The organism is Asanoa sp. NPDC049475 (genome assembly GCF_040676915.1).
Taxonomy (GTDB): Bacteria; Actinomycetota; Actinomycetes; order Mycobacteriales; family Micromonosporaceae; genus Asanoa.
This window is the reverse complement of sequence record NZ_JBFAPY010000012.1, coordinates 132445-150004: the sequence shown is the minus strand read 5'-3', so window position 1 is coordinate 150004 and position 17560 is coordinate 132445. Positions and strand designations below refer to the sequence as shown.

General features: G+C 72.9%; 19 protein-coding genes and 7 pseudogenes. 15 read left to right on the top strand and 11 right to left on the bottom strand.

From position 1 onward, the window contains the following. Positions 1 to 264 precede the first annotated feature (264 nt). The gene (locus AB0J88_RS37240; protein WP_364359770.1) at positions 265 to 813 is read left to right on the top strand and encodes a hypothetical protein; all 549 of its coding nucleotides are present in this window, start codon (positions 265 to 267) and stop codon (positions 811 to 813) included. On the opposite strand, the gene AB0J88_RS37235 is transcribed toward AB0J88_RS37240, so the two are convergent. Next, positions 806 to 928 (bottom strand): hypothetical protein, encoded by a 123-nt coding sequence (locus AB0J88_RS37235; RefSeq protein ID WP_364359767.1) that lies wholly within the window; start codon positions 926 to 928, stop codon positions 806 to 808. The genes AB0J88_RS37240 and AB0J88_RS37235 overlap by 8 nt on opposite strands. Positions 929 to 1056: 128 nt before the next feature. Then, positions 1057 to 1857: a universal stress protein gene (locus tag AB0J88_RS37230; RefSeq protein ID WP_364359764.1), complete on the bottom strand. Its 801-nt coding sequence runs from the start codon at positions 1855 to 1857 to the stop codon at positions 1057 to 1059. Positions 1858 to 2029: 172 nt separating this feature from the next. Between AB0J88_RS37230 and AB0J88_RS37225 the strand changes: the two genes are divergently transcribed. From AB0J88_RS37225 to AB0J88_RS37215, 3 genes and pseudogenes are all read left to right on the top strand, one after another. After that, positions 2030 to 3019: a nitroreductase gene (locus AB0J88_RS37225; protein WP_364359761.1), complete on the top strand. Its 990-nt coding sequence runs from the start codon at positions 2030 to 2032 to the stop codon at positions 3017 to 3019. A gap of 18 nt (positions 3020 to 3037) precedes the next feature. Then, positions 3038 to 3187: pseudogene (locus AB0J88_RS37220) on the top strand (GAF domain-containing protein); the annotation flags it as partial. 182 nt (positions 3188 to 3369) lie between these two features. Next, positions 3370 to 3801: a pyridoxamine 5'-phosphate oxidase family protein gene (locus AB0J88_RS37215; protein WP_364359758.1), complete on the top strand. Its 432-nt coding sequence runs from the start codon at positions 3370 to 3372 to the stop codon at positions 3799 to 3801. On the opposite strand, the gene AB0J88_RS37210 is transcribed toward AB0J88_RS37215, so the two are convergent. Next, entirely contained in the window at positions 3782 to 4426 is a 645-nt protein-coding gene (locus tag AB0J88_RS37210; protein WP_364359755.1) for a hypothetical protein, read from the bottom strand. The genes AB0J88_RS37215 and AB0J88_RS37210 overlap by 20 nt on opposite strands. A 107-nt stretch (positions 4427 to 4533) precedes the next feature. Between AB0J88_RS37210 and AB0J88_RS37205 the strand changes: the two are divergent. Further along, positions 4534 to 4763 (top strand): annotated as a pseudogene (locus tag AB0J88_RS37205) (hypothetical protein); the annotation flags it as partial. 51 nt (positions 4764 to 4814) lie between these two features. Further along, positions 4815 to 5603 (top strand): universal stress protein, encoded by a 789-nt coding sequence (locus AB0J88_RS37200; RefSeq protein ID WP_364359753.1) that lies wholly within the window; start codon positions 4815 to 4817, stop codon positions 5601 to 5603. On the opposite strand, the gene AB0J88_RS37195 is transcribed toward AB0J88_RS37200, so the two are convergent. Continuing rightward, entirely contained in the window at positions 5604 to 5891 is a 288-nt protein-coding gene (locus AB0J88_RS37195) for an STAS domain-containing protein (RefSeq protein WP_364359750.1), read from the bottom strand. A 119-nt stretch (positions 5892 to 6010) separates the two neighbouring features. Continuing rightward, positions 6011 to 7723 carry a sulfate permease gene (sulP, locus tag AB0J88_RS37190; RefSeq protein ID WP_364359747.1) on the bottom strand — a complete coding sequence of 571 codons (1713 nt, stop codon included), beginning with the start codon at positions 7721 to 7723 and terminating at the stop codon, positions 6011 to 6013. 138 nt (positions 7724 to 7861) lie between these two features. On the opposite strand from sulP, the gene AB0J88_RS37185 reads away from it, so the two are divergent. Next, positions 7862 to 8347, top strand: coding sequence for a universal stress protein (locus AB0J88_RS37185; RefSeq protein WP_364359744.1), 486 nt, complete (start codon positions 7862 to 7864; stop codon positions 8345 to 8347). Here the strand turns inward: AB0J88_RS37185 and AB0J88_RS37180 are convergent. From AB0J88_RS37180 to AB0J88_RS37165, 4 genes are all read right to left on the bottom strand, one after another. Continuing rightward, the gene (locus tag AB0J88_RS37180; protein ID WP_364359741.1) at positions 8307 to 8996 is read right to left on the bottom strand and encodes an exo-alpha-sialidase; all 690 of its coding nucleotides are present in this window, start codon (positions 8994 to 8996) and stop codon (positions 8307 to 8309) included. The two genes, AB0J88_RS37185 and AB0J88_RS37180, sit on opposite strands and share 41 nt — an antisense overlap. Continuing rightward, positions 8993 to 9208, bottom strand: coding sequence for a hypothetical protein (locus AB0J88_RS37175; protein ID WP_364359737.1), 216 nt, complete (start codon positions 9206 to 9208; stop codon positions 8993 to 8995). The genes AB0J88_RS37180 and AB0J88_RS37175 overlap by 4 nt, the downstream gene beginning before the upstream one ends. Before the next feature lie 105 nt (positions 9209 to 9313). Continuing rightward, positions 9314 to 10300, bottom strand: coding sequence for an NADPH:quinone reductase (locus AB0J88_RS37170; RefSeq protein WP_364359734.1), 987 nt, complete (start codon positions 10298 to 10300; stop codon positions 9314 to 9316). Continuing rightward, positions 10300 to 10602 (bottom strand): hypothetical protein, encoded by a 303-nt coding sequence (locus AB0J88_RS37165; protein ID WP_364359731.1) that lies wholly within the window; start codon positions 10600 to 10602, stop codon positions 10300 to 10302. The genes AB0J88_RS37170 and AB0J88_RS37165 overlap by 1 nt, the downstream gene beginning before the upstream one ends. Before the next feature lie 44 nt (positions 10603 to 10646). Between AB0J88_RS37165 and AB0J88_RS37160 the strand changes: the two are divergent. From AB0J88_RS37160 to AB0J88_RS37140, 5 genes and pseudogenes are all read left to right on the top strand, one after another. Next, positions 10647 to 11057: pseudogene (locus tag AB0J88_RS37160) on the top strand (FAD-dependent oxidoreductase); the annotation flags it as partial. A 74-nt stretch (positions 11058 to 11131) separates the two neighbouring features. Continuing rightward, the gene (locus AB0J88_RS37155; RefSeq protein WP_364359728.1) at positions 11132 to 12001 is read left to right on the top strand and encodes a BBE domain-containing protein; all 870 of its coding nucleotides are present in this window, start codon (positions 11132 to 11134) and stop codon (positions 11999 to 12001) included. 4 nt (positions 12002 to 12005) lie between these two features. After that, on the top strand, positions 12006 to 12605 hold the full coding sequence (locus tag AB0J88_RS37150; RefSeq protein WP_364359725.1) for a TetR/AcrR family transcriptional regulator: 600 nt from the start codon (positions 12006 to 12008) through the stop codon (positions 12603 to 12605). A gap of 75 nt (positions 12606 to 12680) precedes the next feature. Further along, the gene (locus AB0J88_RS37145; RefSeq protein WP_364359722.1) at positions 12681 to 14075 is read left to right on the top strand and encodes an FAD-binding oxidoreductase; all 1395 of its coding nucleotides are present in this window, start codon (positions 12681 to 12683) and stop codon (positions 14073 to 14075) included. A 79-nt stretch (positions 14076 to 14154) separates the two neighbouring features. Further along, positions 14155 to 14544, top strand: a complete 390-nt coding sequence (locus AB0J88_RS37140) for a Rid family detoxifying hydrolase (RefSeq protein WP_364359719.1) — start codon at positions 14155 to 14157, stop codon at positions 14542 to 14544. Here AB0J88_RS37140 and AB0J88_RS37135 read toward each other — a convergent pair. Further along, a pseudogene (locus tag AB0J88_RS37135) lies at positions 14541 to 15297 on the bottom strand (LLM class flavin-dependent oxidoreductase); the annotation flags it as partial. The gene AB0J88_RS37140 and the pseudogene AB0J88_RS37135 overlap by 4 nt on opposite strands. 21 nt (positions 15298 to 15318) lie before the next feature. On the opposite strand from AB0J88_RS37135, the pseudogene AB0J88_RS37130 reads away from it, so the two are divergent. The 3 genes and pseudogenes from AB0J88_RS37130 to AB0J88_RS37120 all read left to right on the top strand — a co-directional run. Beyond that, positions 15319 to 15509 (top strand): annotated as a pseudogene (locus AB0J88_RS37130) (flavin reductase family protein); the annotation flags it as partial. A gap of 62 nt (positions 15510 to 15571) precedes the next feature. Then, positions 15572 to 16054 (top strand): DUF4395 domain-containing protein, encoded by a 483-nt coding sequence (locus AB0J88_RS37125; protein ID WP_364359716.1) that lies wholly within the window; start codon positions 15572 to 15574, stop codon positions 16052 to 16054. Next, positions 15970 to 16733, top strand: a pseudogene (locus AB0J88_RS37120) (aromatic amino acid lyase); the annotation flags it as partial. The gene AB0J88_RS37125 and the pseudogene AB0J88_RS37120, both read left to right, overlap by 85 nt. A gap of 88 nt (positions 16734 to 16821) precedes the next feature. On the opposite strand, the pseudogene AB0J88_RS37115 reads toward AB0J88_RS37120, so the two are convergent. After that, positions 16822 to 17553, bottom strand: a pseudogene (locus AB0J88_RS37115) (class I SAM-dependent methyltransferase); the annotation flags it as partial. Between the last annotated feature and the right edge of the window lie 7 nt (positions 17554 to 17560).

The window sequence follows — 17560 nt, the reverse complement described above, 5'->3', positions numbered from 1 at the left end:
ACCATCGCCGGGACTAAGAACCAGCGCAGCCGCGACAGACATGCCCCATTGTCGCCCACCACAACCGTCAAATCACTTCAGACACGCGACACTAGATCATGCGGGCGCTCGGCCCGGCGGGCAGAGGCGAAAGTCCCGGTGTGCGGGTGACCGGGGTCCCGGGCGGGTGTGGACCACCGGCACTGTTTCCGAAGCGGCCAGGAGGGTGCAATCGATGAGGGTCCAAACAGGACCCGCTGAGGAGACGAGAGGACGTGGAGCGCCATGACCGCGATGGCAGAGCGGCACACCGCGCGGACGATTGCCCCCGAATCGACGGAGACGACCGCGCAGCTGGCGGTGCGGTACGTGTGGGCGGGCGTGCGCCTGGCCCTCGCGTACACCTTCCTGTGGGCCTTTCTGGACAAGGTCTTCGGCTTCGGCTTCGCCACTCCGGGCGAGCGTTCCTGGATCAACGGCGGCAGCCCGACCAAGGGGTTCCTCAGCGGCTCGGAGGGTCCGTTCGCGGGCCTCTACCACAACCTGGCCGGCACCGGGTTCGCCGACTGGGCGTTCATGCTCGGTCTGCTGGGCATCGGGCTGGCCCTGGCCCTCGGCATCGGCATGCGCATCGCCGCCGCCTCGGGTGCCCTGCTCTACGTCATGATGTGGTCGGTCGCGCTCCCTCCGGCGACCAACCCGTTCCTGGACGAGCACCTGGTCCTCGCCGCCGTCCTGGTCGGGCTCGCGCTGGTCGGCGCCGGCCGCACCCTGGGCTTCGGCGGCTACTGGGAGAACCTGCCGATCGTGAAGCGGATGCCCTGGCTCAGGTGAGGTCCTCGTCGAGCACGTCCGCGAGCTCGCGGTGGCTGGCCGCAGGCGGCGGGACGGGCTGGCCCTGGATCCCTGTGCGCAGGACCAGTTGGGGCTCAGCCCGTCCGGCCAGCACGCGAACCAGATAGTCGGCGAACCGGTGGTCGCCGAAACGCCGGCGAAGTCGCGCACCGCGGCCGGCTATGGCGCGGTGTTCAAGATGGACGGTCGTACGACGACGCTGGAACCGCGCGGCGCATGGCGTCATTCATGGGTGACCACCACCGGGGAGTACGCGTGACGCAGCAGGTGCGGGCCGACGGACCCGAGCAGGGCGCTCGTCACCCGGCCGTGTCCGTGGCTGCCGACGACGACCGCCAGGGCGTTTCGCGAGTGTTCGACCAGGACGGGTGCCGGGCTGCCGTGTACGACGGAGGTGCGGACCCGCACGGTCGGGTAGGTCCGGCGCCATGGTGCGAGATCTTCGGAGAGGCGCTCCGCGATGGCCTGGTCGCAGTCGTCGAGCGCGTGGACCAGCGACTGGAATCCGTAGCCGAGCGGGGGCGTCGGTGGGTAGTAGGCATGCACGGCCAGCAGGGGAGCGTGGCGTTCGTCGGCGAGCCGGAAACCGAGCTCTGCCGCCCGCTCGGAGCCGTCGCAGCCGACGACCACCGGCCCGGCGTGCACACCCTCGCGGACCATCGCGACCGCGCACGGCGCGCGGCTGGCGACCTGCTGGCACACGGAGCCGAGGAGCAGGCTCGCGAACCCGCCGTGGCCGCGGCTCCCGACGACCAGCATCGCCGCCTTTCCGGCCGCGTCCAGCAGCGCAGGGACCGGGGAGCCGACCACCCGCTGCGGGCGCACGTCGAGGTCGCTGTCGACGCTCAGGGCCGCCCGCGCTCCGGCGTCGAGGATCGCGTCGGCGCGCTGCGACGCCTGGTCGTGCGCGAACAGCACCCGTAGCGGAGCGGCGCGCAGCGCCGCCTCCTCGGCGGCCCACCTGACGGCGGCGGTCGCACAGGCCGAACCGTCGGTTCCGACGACGATCTCCCGGATGTCCACGTGTCGCCCCTCTTCGGTGAGTTTGACGCACTCGTGACACCTCCAACCCAACCGCGTCCGGCCTGCCCGGGTCAGGGTCATCCGGCCCGACGGCCGGGTGCCGGACGGCCCTGTCCCGGTCGCCGCCGGCGCGGTTGCCTGGACAGCGGTGCACCTAGGAAGGACAAAGCTGATGTCGCGCATCGCCAACCCCACCGCCCTCGCGCTCGCGGAGGCCGCGAACGCCGCTGGTTACGCGCCGTCGATCCACAACACCCAACCGTGGCGCTGGCAGGTGCTGCCCGACCGGCTGAGACTGTTCGCGGACCGCAGCCGCCAGCTCACCGCCACCGACCCGGACGGGAACCTGCTGCTCCTCAGCTGCGGTGCCGCCCTGCGGCACGCCCGCCTGGCGCTACTCGCCCAGGGGTGGACCACCACGGTCCACTACCTGGCGGACCCCGCATGGCCGGACCTGCTCGCCGAGATCGTGCCGCAGGAGTGGGCCGAGGCCACGTCGCGGGCGAAGCACCTGGTGCGGGCGTTGCGGACCCGGCGCACGGATCGCCGGCCCGTGTCCGAGCAGCCGCTGCACCCGGACACCCTGCAAGCCCTGGCCACCGCCGCGGTGGGGCTGGTGCGGCTGCACGTGCTGACCGCCGACCAGGTCCTCGAGCTGGCGGCAGCGGCCTACCGGGCCGGCGAGATCGAGGCGGACGACCCGCGGATCCGGTCCGAGCTCGCCTACTGGACCAGCAGATCGGCACCGGAGGGCACCGGACTGCCGCCGGACGTGCTGCTCGCGCGCTCTCCCCGCACGACGGTCCCGGCGCGGGACTTCGGCACGCGAGGCACCCTGCCGGTCGGCCCGGGTCACGATCGGCACGCACGGTACGCGCTGCTCTACGGCGACGACGACGAGCCGGCCTCGTGGGTGCGGGCCGGTGAGGCCCTCTGCGCGGTCTGGCTGGCCGCGGTCGACAAGGGCGTCTCGCTGGTGCCGCTCAGCGGTGCCATCGAGGTGACGACCACCCGGGAGGCGCTGCGCCGGATGCTCGCCGGGATGGGTCGCCCGTACCTGGTGATGCGCCTGGGTGTCGCGGACCCCGCGCCGGCCGGACCGCCGCCCACGCCGCGGATGCCGGCGAGCCAGACCGTCGACCTGTCCGCGGTCGACGGCTGACAGGTTCGCGACTGCGCCCTGCTGGGTGCGCTGATCGACGACCCGCGAACGAGCCGCCTCCGGGACATCTCGGACGACCCCCGGTCGGCCGGTTTCCCCGCCGGGCACCCACCGATGCACAGCTTCCTCGGCGTGCCGATCCGCGTCCGCGACGAGGTCTTCGGGTCAGCGGGCCGCGCAACCTGCGGGCGCGGGCGGAGCGCCGGGGCGGCACGCTCGCGGTCGCGACGGGCCGGCCCACCGGCACCAGTCTGTGCTGGTCGGTCCCCTGCCGGGTCCCGGGCCGACCGGCGGCAACTGAGGACCTTTGGCCCTGACCCGCCCCGCCCACCACCCGCGAACGTAAGGCGATGAACTCCTCAGCCGCGCGGAGCCTCGCCGAGTTGAGCCGCGCCGAGTGCCTGCGCCTCATCGCCACCGGGTCGGTGGGCCGCGTCGTCTTCACCGACGGAGCGCTGCCCGCGGCGCACCCGGTCACGTACCTGTTGGACGGCGAAGAGGTGGTGTTCCGCACCGGTGGCGGCGGGAAGCTGGCCGCCGCCACGGTGCGCAACGTCGTCGCGTTCCAGGTCGACGACCTGCGCGTCGGTGCGCGAGCCGGCTGGAGCGTGCTCGGCGTCGGCGAGGCCTACGAGGTCGTCGACGCCGTGCGGCTCGGCTCCCTCGTGCCCCGGATGCCGCGCCCCTGGTCGGAGTCCGCAGTGGACGGACACACCATCGCCATCCCGCTGCGTCGGCTGACCGGCCGCCGGTTGGGCGGCATCACGCCGGCCGGTCGATGACCGAGGCGGCCGGGCGCCGCAGGCTGGGATAACCGGGATGTCCATAACCGATGCGGAGCACCATCTGGGGTACGCCGTGCCGGCCCAACGCCGACCGCAGCCGCTCCCGGGCCGCCGGCACCTCGATGGGCCGGGACAGCATCGACACGGCCAGGCCGGCGTCCGTCGCGGTCACCAGCACCCGGCTCGCGGCGTTGACGACCTCGGCGAGCGCGTCGACCGCGCTGGTCCCGATGATCAGGTCGAGCCAGCCACCCTCGGCCCGGGCGGCCTCCAGCAGCCGGGACCGGAGCTCGGCCGGCACCGCCTCGGCGCTGAACGGCATGCGGTTGCTGTGCCGGCGCGCGATGGCGGCGCACAACGCCCGTTCGGCGCCGGACGCGGGGCGCGGGTCGTCCGGCAGCAGGAGGGCGACCACGTCGCGGTCGCGGTCGAGCGGTTGGACGACCACCGCGGCCGGTTTGCCGAGGACGGCCAGGGCCATCCGCAGGTTGAAGACGGCCGCGCCGCAGCTCACCCGGCCGGCCCAGCCGCGGGCCGGGACGGCGGGCAACCGGCCCACGTCGAGGCGGACCTCGACGGTGCCGCCGGAGAGGCGAAAGCGCCAAGGCTGGCTGTTGTGCATCGAGGGCGCCCGGATGGCAGGTCGCGGGCCGGCTGTCTGCCGACGCGGCGCTGCGTCGGCACCGCGTGGAGGTGCGGAATGAGGTGTGATTCGCGTGTATCTGCTTGATCCTCGATGCCCGGCCGCCGGACGGCAGCGGCATCGACGTCTGTCGTGACGTCCACGCCGTCGACCCGTCGCGACCCGGCGGGTGCTCGACCGCATCCGCAGCGGCGTGGAGCGGCCGCAGGAGCTCAGGGCGCTCACCGACCAGTCAAGCCCGCAGGCCAAGCTCGGCCTCGAGCGCCGCACCCAGGCCGCGGTGCCGGCCACGCGGCTGCTGCGCAAGAACCCGTGAATGCCCCGGTTCCGTGCGCGCCGAGAGGGCGATGCTGTTAGACACAAGGGCATGCCGACACGGGTACTCGTAGGGTACGACGGCTCTCCCGCGGCGAGTGGGGCGATCGACGCCGCCGCGCTCCTGTTCCCGGACGCCCGTGCGTGGATCACCTACCTGTGGGCTCCGCCGTTCGCGAGCACCAGCCTGCGGCAGCGCCTGTGGAGCGGCTCGAGCCGGGTCGACGAGTTCGTCCAGGCGGTCGAGCGGGAGGGCACGCGGGAAGCCGAGCGAACCGCCGCGATGGGAGTCACCCTGGCCCGCGCCGCCGGATGGGAGGCCGAGCCGCTCGTCGTCCGCAGCTACGGCGGCGAAGGGCTCCAACTCGCCGCACTGGCCGAGGAGCGGCATGCTGACCTCGTGCTGGTCGGGTCCCGCGGGCTCGGTGGCGCGGAAGCCGTGCTCGGCAGCGTGTCCGACATGGTGGTGCACCACGCGCCCGTTCCCGTGCTCGTCGTCCCGCATCCGTTGCTCACCGCCGAGTTCGCCGCACTGGACAAAGGACCGGTGGTGGTCGGCGTCGACGACTCGGACGGTGCGCGGGCCGCGCACGAGACCGCGGCCCGGCTCTTCCCCACCCGCGCGCTGCTGCCGGTCACCGTCGACGAGGGGCGGGGTCGAGCGGTCGCCGGCGCGTTGGCCGCCTGCGGCCGTGACCAGGCGGCCGCCGCGCTCGTGGTCGGCTCGCGGGGACGCTCGGCGCTGCGCGAGATCATGCTGGGCAGCGTCGCCATGGCCACCCTGCACCACGCCTACCGCCCGGTGCTGGTCGCGCCCTCTCCGCCGCCGGTGGCGCGTTGACTACGCGACGCCGGCGCTCTGACGCGGAGCCGGTGCGCCGGCCCGCACCGTGAGCCGGCGGCCCGCGACGCCGGCGTCGTTCGTGGCTCTGCGCAGGACGGCGAGCGCGGCCGGCGACAGCCTGTCGACGTCGGTCACGTCGACCACGATGGGTCCACGGGTACGCATGATCGACGCCATCGCGATCGCGTCGCCCAGCTTCTCGGTGCGGTCGCTCTCGACGGTGCCATGAACGGTGAGGGTCGTCGTGTGGCGGTGCACCTCGCAGGTAAAACTGAGCTCGTTCATAGGCCAACGCTCCCGCCTCACCCCGGCCCTCCGTAGGGCCGAAAGTCCCGGCACGGCGGCTCACCGGCTGTTTCCCGGGCGGTTTCGGCCCCGCTGAGCCGCATACGAAGGTGTCCGCATCACGCCGGGCGGCCGCGCTCCGTACGCCAGTGCTGGTAGGCGTTGACGGCCGTCGGCAGCGTCGGGAAGATCCGGTCGGGGCCGACCCGATCGGCCATCCCGTAGGTCGTCAGGTCGTCGAGCAGATCCTGCTTGACCCGGGCCAGGGCGAAGACGATGTCGCGCGCCTCGAGCTCGCGGCGCAGCCGGTCCATCGCGTCCAGCGCGGTGATGTCGACCTCGACGTTGGCCTCGGTGTTGAGCACGAACCAGGCGACCGGCTCGGGCTGCTGGTCGACCGCGGCCAGGGCCCGGCGGTGGAAGTCCTCCGCGTTCGCGAAGAACAGCGGCGAGTCGTATCGGTAGATCAACAGGCCGGGCACCGTGTGTGCCTGGGGGTAGTCGTCCACGTCGTGCATGCCGGCGAGGCCGGGCACCAGTCCCTGGATCGCGTCGTGCGGCCGAGCCACCCGGAAGAGCATCTCGGCGACCGACAGCCCGACGGCGAGCAGGACGCCGTAGAGGATGTCGACGGCCAGCACGCCGACGAAGGCGCCCAGCGCCAGCAGCAGTTCGCTGCGCCGGAACCGGGCCAGCCGACGGAAGCCGGCGACGTCGACGAGGCGGACGGCCGCATACACCACGATCGCGCCGAGCGCCGCCGTCGGGAAGTGGGTCAGCAACGGGCCGAGGAACAGCAGGGTGGCCACGACGAGCGCGAGCGTCACCAGGGAGTAGAGCTGCGTGCGGGCGCCGACGGCGCTGGCCAGTGCCGTGCGGCTGCCGCTGCTGCTGATCGGGAAGCCCTGCAGCAGGCCGGCTCCGACGTTGGCGACACCGAGCGCGGCGAACTCCTGGTTGGCGTCGATCCCGTGGCGGTCGGGCGTGCCCTCGCGCTCGGCGAACGACCGTGCGGTCAGGATGTTGTCGGTGTAGCCGACCAGCAGCACGCCGGCCGCCGGCAGGATCAGATGCCGCAACTCGTCCAGCGACGGCATCGACGGGGTGGGCAGACCGGTCGGAACGGCGCCGATCACCCGGATCCCGTGACGTTCGAGATCGAAGATCGCCACCGCCGCGGTAGCGAGCAGCACGGCGAGCAGTGGGGCCGGGGCGAGCGGCACCAGGCGCTGCACCGCGAACAGGAACGCCAGGGCGACGGCGGCGAACACCACGGTCGCGACGTGGGCCTCACCGAGGTGGCTCAGGAACGAGCCAAACTGGCCGAAGAACGACTCACCCCGCACGGGTACGCCGGTGAGCTTGCCGAGCTGGCCGACGATCATGATGAAGGCGACGCCGGCGAGGTAGCCGACCAGGATCGGCCGGGACAGCAGGTCGGCCACGAAGCCCAGCCGCGCCAGCCAGGCGATCAGGCACAGGCCGCCGACGACGACGGCGAGCGCGGCGGCCAGGCCCGCGTAGCGCCCGGGATCGCCCGCGGCGAGTGGCCCGACGACGACCGCGGTCATCAGCGCCGTCGTCGACTCCGGCCCGATCGACAGCAGGCGAGAGCTTCCCAGCACGGCGTACACGGCCAGTGCCGGCAGGATCGCCCACAGGCCGGTGACGGGCGGCAGTCCCGCGACCGTGGCGTAGGCCAGCACCTGCGGCACCAGGTAGGCGGCGACCGTCACCCCCGCGACCAGGTCGCCGCGCAGCCACCGGCGCTCGTACCGGCGCAGGACGCCGACGCCCGGAAACAGCGACCGGAGCGCGGGCCGACGGACCATCCCGCCATTCTCGCTGTCCCGAAGCGCCCCGTCCGCATCTTTGGTCACGGCATGCGGCCAGTAGTCCCGGCGGGACATGACCATTGCCGGTTGCGGCCGCACGGCCTGTTCGGAGACGCTCGAAGCGGGGTGGTCGTCATGGACCGCGAGACGATCCTTGTCGGGTACGACGGCTCAGCCGGCTCGCGGGCGGCGGTCGCGTTGGCGCTGGAAGAGGCGCGGCGGTGGACGTGTCGGGTGCGGCTCGTCGACGTCTTCGAGTGGCCGGTGCGCGTCGGCCCGGCGACCACGCGGCCGCAGAGCTGGCCGCGGACCGAGGCCTACCGCGGTGCTGAACGCACCCTCCAGCGGGCGGTGTCCGCGCTCGCCGAGGCGAACCCGGACGTGCCGGTCGACGGCCTGGTGGTCGAGGGACCGCCGGCCGCGATGCTGTCCGACCTGTCCTCCGGCGCGCGCCTCGTGGTCGTCGGATCGGGCGGCAGCGGCCTTCGCGGCCGCCCGGGGTCGACGACCCGTCACGTGCTGCGCCACGCCCTCTGCCCGGTGCTCGTCGTGCCCGAGACGAAGAGCGACCTGACACCGCCTACAGACGCAGAACCGGCGTCCCCAACGTCGTCCAGGTGAGGCCGTCGTCCGACGTCCACAGGCCGAACTCCGGTCGCAGGCTCACCGCGTACGCGCGCTTGCCGTTCGCCACCGTGACATCGCTGAACACGTCGTCCTTGGGCAGCGTGCGGACACTCCAGGTGCGGCCGCCGTCGCGGCTGACGGCCAGGGACGTGCCGATGAAGCGCTGCTTGCCGCGCTGGTCGGCCGGCCCGCGGCCCGTGTAGCCGAACACCCATCGGTCGGTGGGGGTGGCGAGCACCCGGGCTTCCACGACCCGCAGCGCCACGCTGGCAAGGTCGCCGGTGTCGGGATCCAGGCCGACCAGCCGGTCCCGCAGCACCTCGACCAACACCCAGTCGGCGGGCAGTTCGTCGACCTCGGCGACTGGGGCCGGCCGCCAGGTGCGTCCCGCGTCGGTGCTGGTCGAGTAGGCGGCTGTCCGGCCGCCGTGAGCGTCCGCGCCCCGGACGGCGGCGACCACCGTCTCGCCGGCCGCCGCGAGCAGGAACCGGGAGTCGTTCGTCCCGCCGCCGGGCATCACGGCCGGCGTCCAGGTGCGACCGCCGTCCGCGGTGGCGGCAACGAGGTCGACGCACTGCGAGCGGCAGTCGCGCACCGGGACGTAGAGGTGGTCCAGGTCGCCGGCGACCGCGTAGCTGGTCACGGAGACCTGGGGGATCGGACTGCCACCGGGCTTGCGACCCCGCGCAGAAGAGCCGGTCGCGCGAGCACGCGCGCGAACGCCTCGTGCACGGCATCCTGCGCCTCAGCATTGTCCCCGGCAAGGCCGAACAGCTGAGCCGTGAGCCGGGGCGCCGCGACGCGGTAGAGCTCGTGCGGGTCGACATCGCCGTCCACCATCACCTCCGTCGTCACCCATACGACCCACGACGGAGGTGACATGCCAATTGATCGGCACTCTGTTACGTCGTCGGCATCGCGGCACAGGTTGTGTTGTGGTGGCTGCTCACGCCGGCGCTACTAGGCGTCGAGGTCCACGACCACCCGGCCTCGGGAGGCGCTCGTCTCCGTCAGGTCGTGGGCGTCGGCGATGTCGGCCAAGGGCAGTCGGGCCGCGATCGGATAGCGCAGGTCGCCCGCCGCCAGCGCCGCCGTCAGGTCCTTGGCCGCCGCCTCGTTCGCCTTCTCCGGGAAGTCGTCGTTGCTCAGGAAGCGGACCGTGACGTTCTTGAATCCCAGCTGCCAGAACGGGATCCGCGGCTCGGTCGAGCCCGTCGCGTACGTGGCGATCACGCTGTTGTAGCCCAGGATCTCCAGGTTCGTCGCCAGGTTCGCGTCGAACGCCAGCTCGGCGACCCGGTCGACCGGCTCGCCGCCCGTGTGTTCGAGGATCCGGGCGGCCACGTCTCCCGACCCGGTGTCGACGGCCTGGTGTGCGCCCGCCGCCAGCGCCTGGTCGATCTGGTCCTTCGTGTGCACCGTGGCGATCACCGTGGCGCCGCCCCGGCGTGCCACGGCCACCGCCGCCCGGCCCACCGCTCCCAGCGCTCCCGTGACGACCACCCGCTGGTCCGTGACCGGGCCGTCGGCGAAGATCGCCCGGTGGCCGGTGATGCCGGGGATGCCCAGGCCGGCCGCCTGCTCGTCCGGCACGCCGTCCGGCAGCGGCACGGCGTGGTGCGACGGGACCACCGTGTAGTCGGCCGCCGTGCCGAACGGGCGGTACGACTGCGCCAGGTAGACCCAGACGCGCTCGCCGATCCGCGACCGGTGGATGCCCGGTCCGACGGCGTCGATCGTGCCCGCGCCGTCGCCGTGCGGGATCACCCGGGGGTACGGCATCGTCGACCCCCACCAACCCTGCCGCTTGCCGACGTCGCCGACGTGGACCCCGGAGACCGACACCTTGACGCGGACCTCGCCCGGGCCAGGCCGCGGATCCGGTAGCTCACCGACTTGGAGCACCTCATGGGCCGGGCCCTGCCGGTCGTACCATGCCGCGCGCATCAAGAAGCTCCCTCGACGTCGGCGGTGGTGCCCTCCTCGGAGCTGACCACCTCGGCGATCAGCTCGAAGAACGCCGAGATCCCGGGCTTGTTCGCTCCCCGGCGCCGCGACTCGGCGAAGTCCTCGTGGCTGCTCCACAGGACGATGTCCAGGCACTCCTCGGCGTTCAACCGCACCAGTCGCGCACCCAGAAAGCCGGCGCGGTCGCTCTCGAAGTCGCTGAGCATGGCCGGTCGCGCGGCCAGCAGGGCGGCGGCGCGCGCCTCCGGCACGCGGAAACGGGTCAACTCGACTGTGCTCATGGCTCCTCGATCCCTCCGTGTACCCGCAAAATTAGTCCAGAATCGTGACTATCACAAATGATGACTATCACGTACTCTTCCCCGGCGACGAGGGTTTCGGCGAGGAGGCCGCGGTGTTCAACACGACGGTCTCCCACGACCCACACGTGATCGTCGGCGCCACCGACGCGGAGGACGTCCGCGCCGCGGTGCGCTTCGCCCATGGGGAAGGCCGCTCCGTCGCGGTGCTCAGCACCGGTCACGGCCCCTCGCTGTCCGTCACCCGCGAAGCCGTCATGGTCACCACCCGCCGGATGACCGGCGTGCACGTCGACCAGAACCGGCGGACCGCACGCGTCGAAGCGGGTGTGCGGTGGGGACAGGTCGTCGAGGCGGCCGCCAAGGTGGGGTTCGCGCCGCTGGCGGGCTCCTCGCCCGAGGTCGGCGTCGTCGGCTACACCCTCGGCGGAGGCGTGAGCGTCTCCTCGGCCGTGCCTTCGGCTACGCGGCCGACCACGTCCAGGCCGTCGAGGTCGTCACCGCCGACGGTGTGCTGCGCCGGGTCACGCCCGACTCCGACCCGGACCTGTTCTTCGCGCTGCTCGGTGGCAAGGGAAACGTCGGTGTCGTCACCGCGCTGGAGTTCAGCCTGTTCCCGGTCACGGAGCTGTACGCGGGATCGCTGCAGTTCGCGGGCGAGCACGCGGCCGAGGTCCTGCGGGCCTACCGCACGCTGACCGCCACGGCGCCCGACGAGCTGACGTCCTCGGTCGTCCTCCTGCATGCGCCGGACCTGCCGTTCGTCCCCGAGCTCATGCGGGGCAAGCTGAGCGTCTTCGTGCGGCTCGCGTACCTCGGCGCCGACGGGGACGCGCTGGTCGCGCCGCTGCGGGCTGCCGCGCCGGTGCTGGTCGACGCGGTGGGGACGATGTCCGCGGGGGACATCGCCGTCATCGGCAACGACCCGACCGACCCGGCCACCTCGGTCGAGCACTTCGCCATGCTGGACGAGCTGTCCCCGGCGGCGATCGACGCGATCCTCGAGCTCGCCGGCCCCGACGCCGCGAAGGATGTCACGCTGGTCAACCTGACCCAGCTCGGTGGCGCGTTCGCCCGGCCGCCGCGGCACCCGAACGCCGTGCGCCGGGACGTCGCCTTCGCGCTGTTCGCCCTGACCGTGGTGCCGCCCGGCGCACCGCCGCTGGAGGGGCAGAGGGACCGGGGGCTGGAGCTGACCAGGCGGCTCACGACGCCGGACAGCCCGAAGCACCCGGGCTACCTGGCACCGTCCGACGCGACGGTCGAGGGCGTGCGGAAGGCGTACGACCGTGAGACCTACGAGCGGCTCCGGACGGCGAAGTCCACATGGGACCCGCAGAACATGTTCCGCTGGAACTACAACGTCCCGCCGCGGGTGTGACGCCGTGGTGACGCGACGACGGCGGGCCGGTGGCACCAAGCGGGGCGCGGTCCTGGACGCGGTGGCCACCGTGCTCGCGGAGCGCGGATACGAGAGCACGCGGTTCACGGACGTGTCCGCGGCCAGCGGGGTCGCGATCAGCACGCTGCAGAACTACTTCGGGTCGCGGGAGGACATGGTCATCGAGGCCATGGAGGTCTTCACCGACCGCGAGGTGGTCGCGCTGGAGGCGGTGTCGGAGGCCGAGCCCGACCCGTGGCGCCGGCTGCTCGCGTTGGTGGACCGCAGCCTGCACAACTCCGCGGTCGCCCGCCAGATGCTCGTCGAGTTCTGGCGGTCCGCCATGCGCGACGACGACCTCGGAGCGCACAGCGCCCGCGTGCGGACGCGTTACCGGCAGCCGTTCCTGGCCGCCGTGCGGGAAGGCGTCGAGCGGGGCGAGTTCACTCCCGCCCACGACGTCGAGGCCGTGACCGACCTGCTGCTGGCCAGCCTGGCCGGGCTGATCGTGTTCGGCGTGCAGCGCGGTCCGGCTCCGGCGCCCGAAGACCTGCGCGAGGTCCTGCTGTCCCAGCTCAGGTCGATGCTGGGCGGCACGGGCTGAGGCTGGATAACGTCGAGACACGTCCCCCCGGGTTGATTCGCCTCAAGCGGGCAACGCGACCAGAAGGGGCTACGGATGACGTACGTTATCGATCAGGCCGCTCTCGGGCAGTTGGCGTCGGAGGTCGCCGGCCCGGTTCGCGCGCCCGGCGACGACGGGTACGCGGTGGAGACGGCGACCTGGAACCTGGCGCAGGTCGAACGCCCGGCTGTCGTCGTCGGTGCCACCTCCGTCGCCGACGTGCAGGCGGCCGTGCGCTTCGCGGGCGCGAACGACCTGCCGGTCGCCACGGTCGCGACGGGTCACGGGGCCGTCGTCGCCTCGGACGGCGCCGTCATGGTCAACCTGCGGCGGCTCCACGACATCGAGGTCGACACCCCGTCGCGGACGGCCACGATCGGTGGTGCCGTGACCGCCAAACCCCTGATCGACGCGGCGTTCCCGGAGGGTCTGGCGCCGCTGGCCGGGTCGTCACCCAACGTGGGCGTGGTCGGCTACGCGCTCGGCGGCGGGCTGAGCTCGACCCTTGGTCGCACGTACGGGTGGGGCGCCGACCACGTGCGCTCCGCGGACATCGTGACCCCGGACGGCGAGCTCCGGCACATCGACGAGGATCACGAGCCGGACCTGTTCTGGGCGATCCGGGGTGGCAAGGGCAACTTCGGCGTGGTCACCTCACTCGAGCTCGAGCTGGTGCCGATGACGGAGCTGTACGGGGGCGGCATCTACTTCGGTGGCGAGCACGTCGACGCGGTGCTCGACGCGTTCCGCCGGCTCGTCGCGGACGGGCCGCAGGAGCTGACCCTCTCGTTCGCGTTCATGCGCCTGCCGGACCACCTGGACGTGCCCGAACCTCTGCGCGAGCGGTTCACCGTGCACGTGCGCATCGCCTATCTCGGCCCGCCGGCCGAGGGTGAACGGCTCGTCGCCGGTCTGCGCGCGGCCGCGCCGGCCTTGATCGACACCGTGGCCGAGATGCCGTACACCGGGATCGCCGCCATCCACCAGGACCCGCTCGACCCGGTGCCGACGTACGAGATGTCGGCCCTGCTCAGCGATTTTCCCGCCGAGGCCGAGCAGGCGCTGGTCGACGTCGCCGGACCGGGCGTCGACACCCCGGCCGGGATGATCGAGATCCGTCAGCTCGGCGGCGCGCTGGGCCGCGACCCGAGCGTGCCGAACGCGGTCGGCAACAGGGACGCGGGTTTCCAGCTCTTCGGAGGCGCGTTCGGCGCCGGCCCCGGCATGACGGAGACGTTCCGCGCGCCGTTGGACGCCATCTCGGGCGCGCTGGCGCTGTGGTCGACGGGCCACCAGCAGGCCAACTTCCTGACCGGGTACGACCTGGCGCCCGATGCTGTCGCGCGCGCGTACGAGCCGGACGCCTATCGCCGGCTGCGCCAGATCAAGCGGTCCTACGACCCGGGCAACATGTTCCGCATCAACCACAACATCCCACCGGGTACGTAAGCGTGCGCGGGGCAGTCTCCAACCCGTCTCGGTCCAGAACACGACTCCACCGGGCCCGGCGACTTCCTAGAGTCTCGGGATGACTCGACAAGCGATCTCGACCGACGGCGCGCCGGCCGCCCTCGGCCCCTACAGCCAGGCGATCGTGGCCGGCGGTTTCGTGTTCTGCTCCGGCACGGCCGGGATCGACCCCGCGACGGGGACGATCCCGGAGGGCGTGGAGGCGCAGACCGAGCAGGCGCTGCGCAACCTGAGCGCCGTCCTGGCCACCGCCGGCGCTTCCCTGGCCGACCTGGTGAAAACGACGATCTTCTACGCCGACGTCGACGACTTCGCGCGGCTCAACGCCGTCTACGCCCGGCACATGCCCGACCCGCCCCCGGCCCGCTCGGCGCCCGCCAACGTCCGGCTGCCGCACGGCCTGCTGGTCTCCATCGAGGCGATCGCGGTGCTCCCGGACCAGTCCTAACGCGCCGCGGCGAACGGGACCGCAGGGGCTTCGTCCACCTGGTCGCCCGCCGGGTGCCGCCAGCGTCCGCGGGCGCGCAGGATGGGCAGCACGCCTTCGCCGAACCAGTACGCCTCTTCGAGGTGCGGGTGTCCGGAGAGGATGAACTCGTCGATGCCCGTGGTGGCTGCCGACCAGCGCCGTGCCGGCACCGCCGCGGACCAGACCGACGCCGGCCCACAGGTTCGGCGACACCTCGAGGTCGTCGCGTCGCCCGCCGTGCAGTGCGAGCATCCGCTTCTGTCCCTCCGACTCGCTGCGGGCCAGGCCCGCCTGCACGGTCGCGATGTCGGCGTCGTCGATGCCGTCGAGCAGCTTGCGGGCCTGCGCCCAGGCCTCCTCCGAGGTGTCGCGGGTGATCACGTGCAGCCGGATGCCGAACCGCATCGGCCGTGGGGCGGCGAGGTCGCGGATCCAGTCGAGCTTGTGGGCCACGGCGTCCGGCGGCTCGCCCCAGGTCAGGTAGACGTCGGCGTGCTTGGCCGCGACGACCCCGGCGGCCGGCGACGACCCTCCGAAGTAGACGGGCGGCACGGGTTCCGGCACGCGCGGCAGGGTCGCCCCCTCGACCGTGAGATGAGTGCCGGCATAGGTGACCTGGTCGCCCTGCCAGAGCCGGCGCACGATCTCGAGGACCTCGTCGCAGCGGGCGTAGCGGGCGTCCTTCTCCACGAAGTCGCCGTACGCGCGCTGCTCGTGGGCCTCGCCGCCGGTGCTCGACGCGGGAGGCGCAGCATGACCGTCACCTCCGTACCCACGAACCAGTCCGCCGTGGAACCCGATCTGTTCCGCGGCCTGCTGCGCCACCACGCGGCCGGCGTCGTCGTGGTGACGGCGCCCGGCCGCCACCGGCCGGCTTCACCGCGACCTCGTTCACCTCCGTGTCGCTCGACCCGCCGCTCGTCTCGTTCGGCATCGCTCACAGCGTCGACCCACGCCTACGCCGTGTTCGCGGCGTTGGCGGTCCCCTCGTCCTAGGATGTGACAAGTGGCAGGCGACCTGTTCAGCTTCCCGAACCCCGTCAACGAGGTCTCGGCGCGCCTGGTCGCGGGCGGCGTCGTCGTCATGTCGGCCCTCGCGCTGATCTTCGACCTGCGGTGGCTGACGGTCGTCATCGCCTACGGGTTCCTGGCCCGGGTGGCCACCGGCCCGACGCTCTCGCCGCTCGGGCAGTTCGTGACGCGCTTCGTCACGCCGCGCCTGCCGGTTGCCGCCAAGCCGGTTGCGGGGCCGCCCAAGCGGTTCGCGCAGGGCATGGGTGCCGTCATCACCACGACCGCGGCCGTGCTGTGGGTCGGGTTCGGGCTGGCCACCGCGGGCAAGGTCGTCCTGGGTCTCGTCCTGCTCGCGGCGACGTTGGAGTCGGTGATCGCGTTCTGCGTCGGGTGTGTCGTCTTCGCGGCGTTGATGCGGGCCAACCTGGTCCCGGCATCGGTCTGCGAGCAGTGCAACGACATCACGCTGCGCTGAGCGCCCGCGTCGTGAGCCCGTCCGTCGACGTCGACGGGACCACCCTGCGCGCCCACGACGTCGAGACGGTGGCCCGGAGCGGCAGCGGGGTGCGGGTGACAGACACCGGCTGGGAGCGGATCGCGGCGGCCTCCGAAGCCGCCCGGCGGCTCGCCGGTGGCCCCGTCTACGGCCGCACCACGGCCGTGGGCGCCAACAAGCACGCCGCGGCGGCCGGTGGCAACGGCCTGCGGCTCCTGCGCAGCCACGCCTGCGGAGCCGGGGACCTCGTCCCGGCGGAGCAGGCGCGGGCGATGCTGGCCGTGCGGGTCAACCAGCTCGCGGCGGGCGGGTCCGGCGTCCACCCCGGGTCGTCGCGGCCCTGGTCCAGGCGCTCGACCAAGGGCTGACCCCGCCGGTCCGCCGGATCGGCGCGATCGGCACCGCCGACCTGACCGCACTGGCCACCACCGGCCTGTGCCTGCTCGGCGAGCGCCCGTGGCAGGGCGGCCCGATGTCCACGGTGGACGCCGACGACGGTGACGCGCTCGCGCTGATCAGCAGCAGTGCGGCGACGATCGGCGCGGCCGCACCGGCGTGGTGCGACACGGACCGGCTGCTGCGGGCCATGGTCACCGTCGCTGCCCTGTCCATGGACGCCGTCGACGCATCGCCGGAGCCGTTCGCCGAGGCGGTCCAGACGGCGAGCCCGTATCCCGGTCAGGCGCGGGTCGCGGCGATGGTGCGGAAGCTGACCGTCGACCGGGGTCAGCCGGATTGTCAAGCGCTCAGAAGACGAGCAGGCGCAGGCCGAGCTCGGCCTTTTCCGCGGTCATCAGCTCGTGGTTGCGTTCGGCCCATCGACCGGAGGCGAGGTCGGCGCGGAGCCGGCGCACAGCCCGCTCCTCGACCTCCCGCCCGATCTTGGTCCACACGGAGGTGCCGCGCCGCACTCCTTCGTCCAGATAGGCCTCGGGCCGGCGCCAGTAGGCCTCGAAGAAGCCGTCGACGCAGTCCCACGGGATCAGCACGGGCTCCGTGCGGCCGCCGACGGCGTCGGCGAGATCGGCCAACGACGGCCGGCCGACGACGAGGTCACCGACCTCCGGGAGGTAGTCGCGGGTGAGCCAGAATCGGTGCAGCCAACCCGCGGCACTGGTCTCGTGGGTGAACACGACGGCGCGGCGGGCCACGCGTCGCAGCTCGCGCAGGCCCGCGACGGGGTCCGGCCAGTGGTGGATGGTCGCGAACGCCATCGCCGCGTCGAACGTGTCGTCGGCGAACGGAAGGCTGTCCGCCGTGGCCGCCACGCAAGGCGCCGCACCGGCGCCGCGCTGCGCGCGCATGAGTGTCGAGGGTTCGACAGCGGTGACGTCGCGGTCGGTCGGCTCGTAGGAACCGGTGCCGGCCCCGACGTTCAGGACGGTCCGCGCGTCACCGAGCGCGTCCCAGAGCTGAGCGGCGATCCGCGGCTCGGTCCGCCGCGTAGCGGTGTAGGTGGCCCCGATGGTGTCGTACAGCACGCTC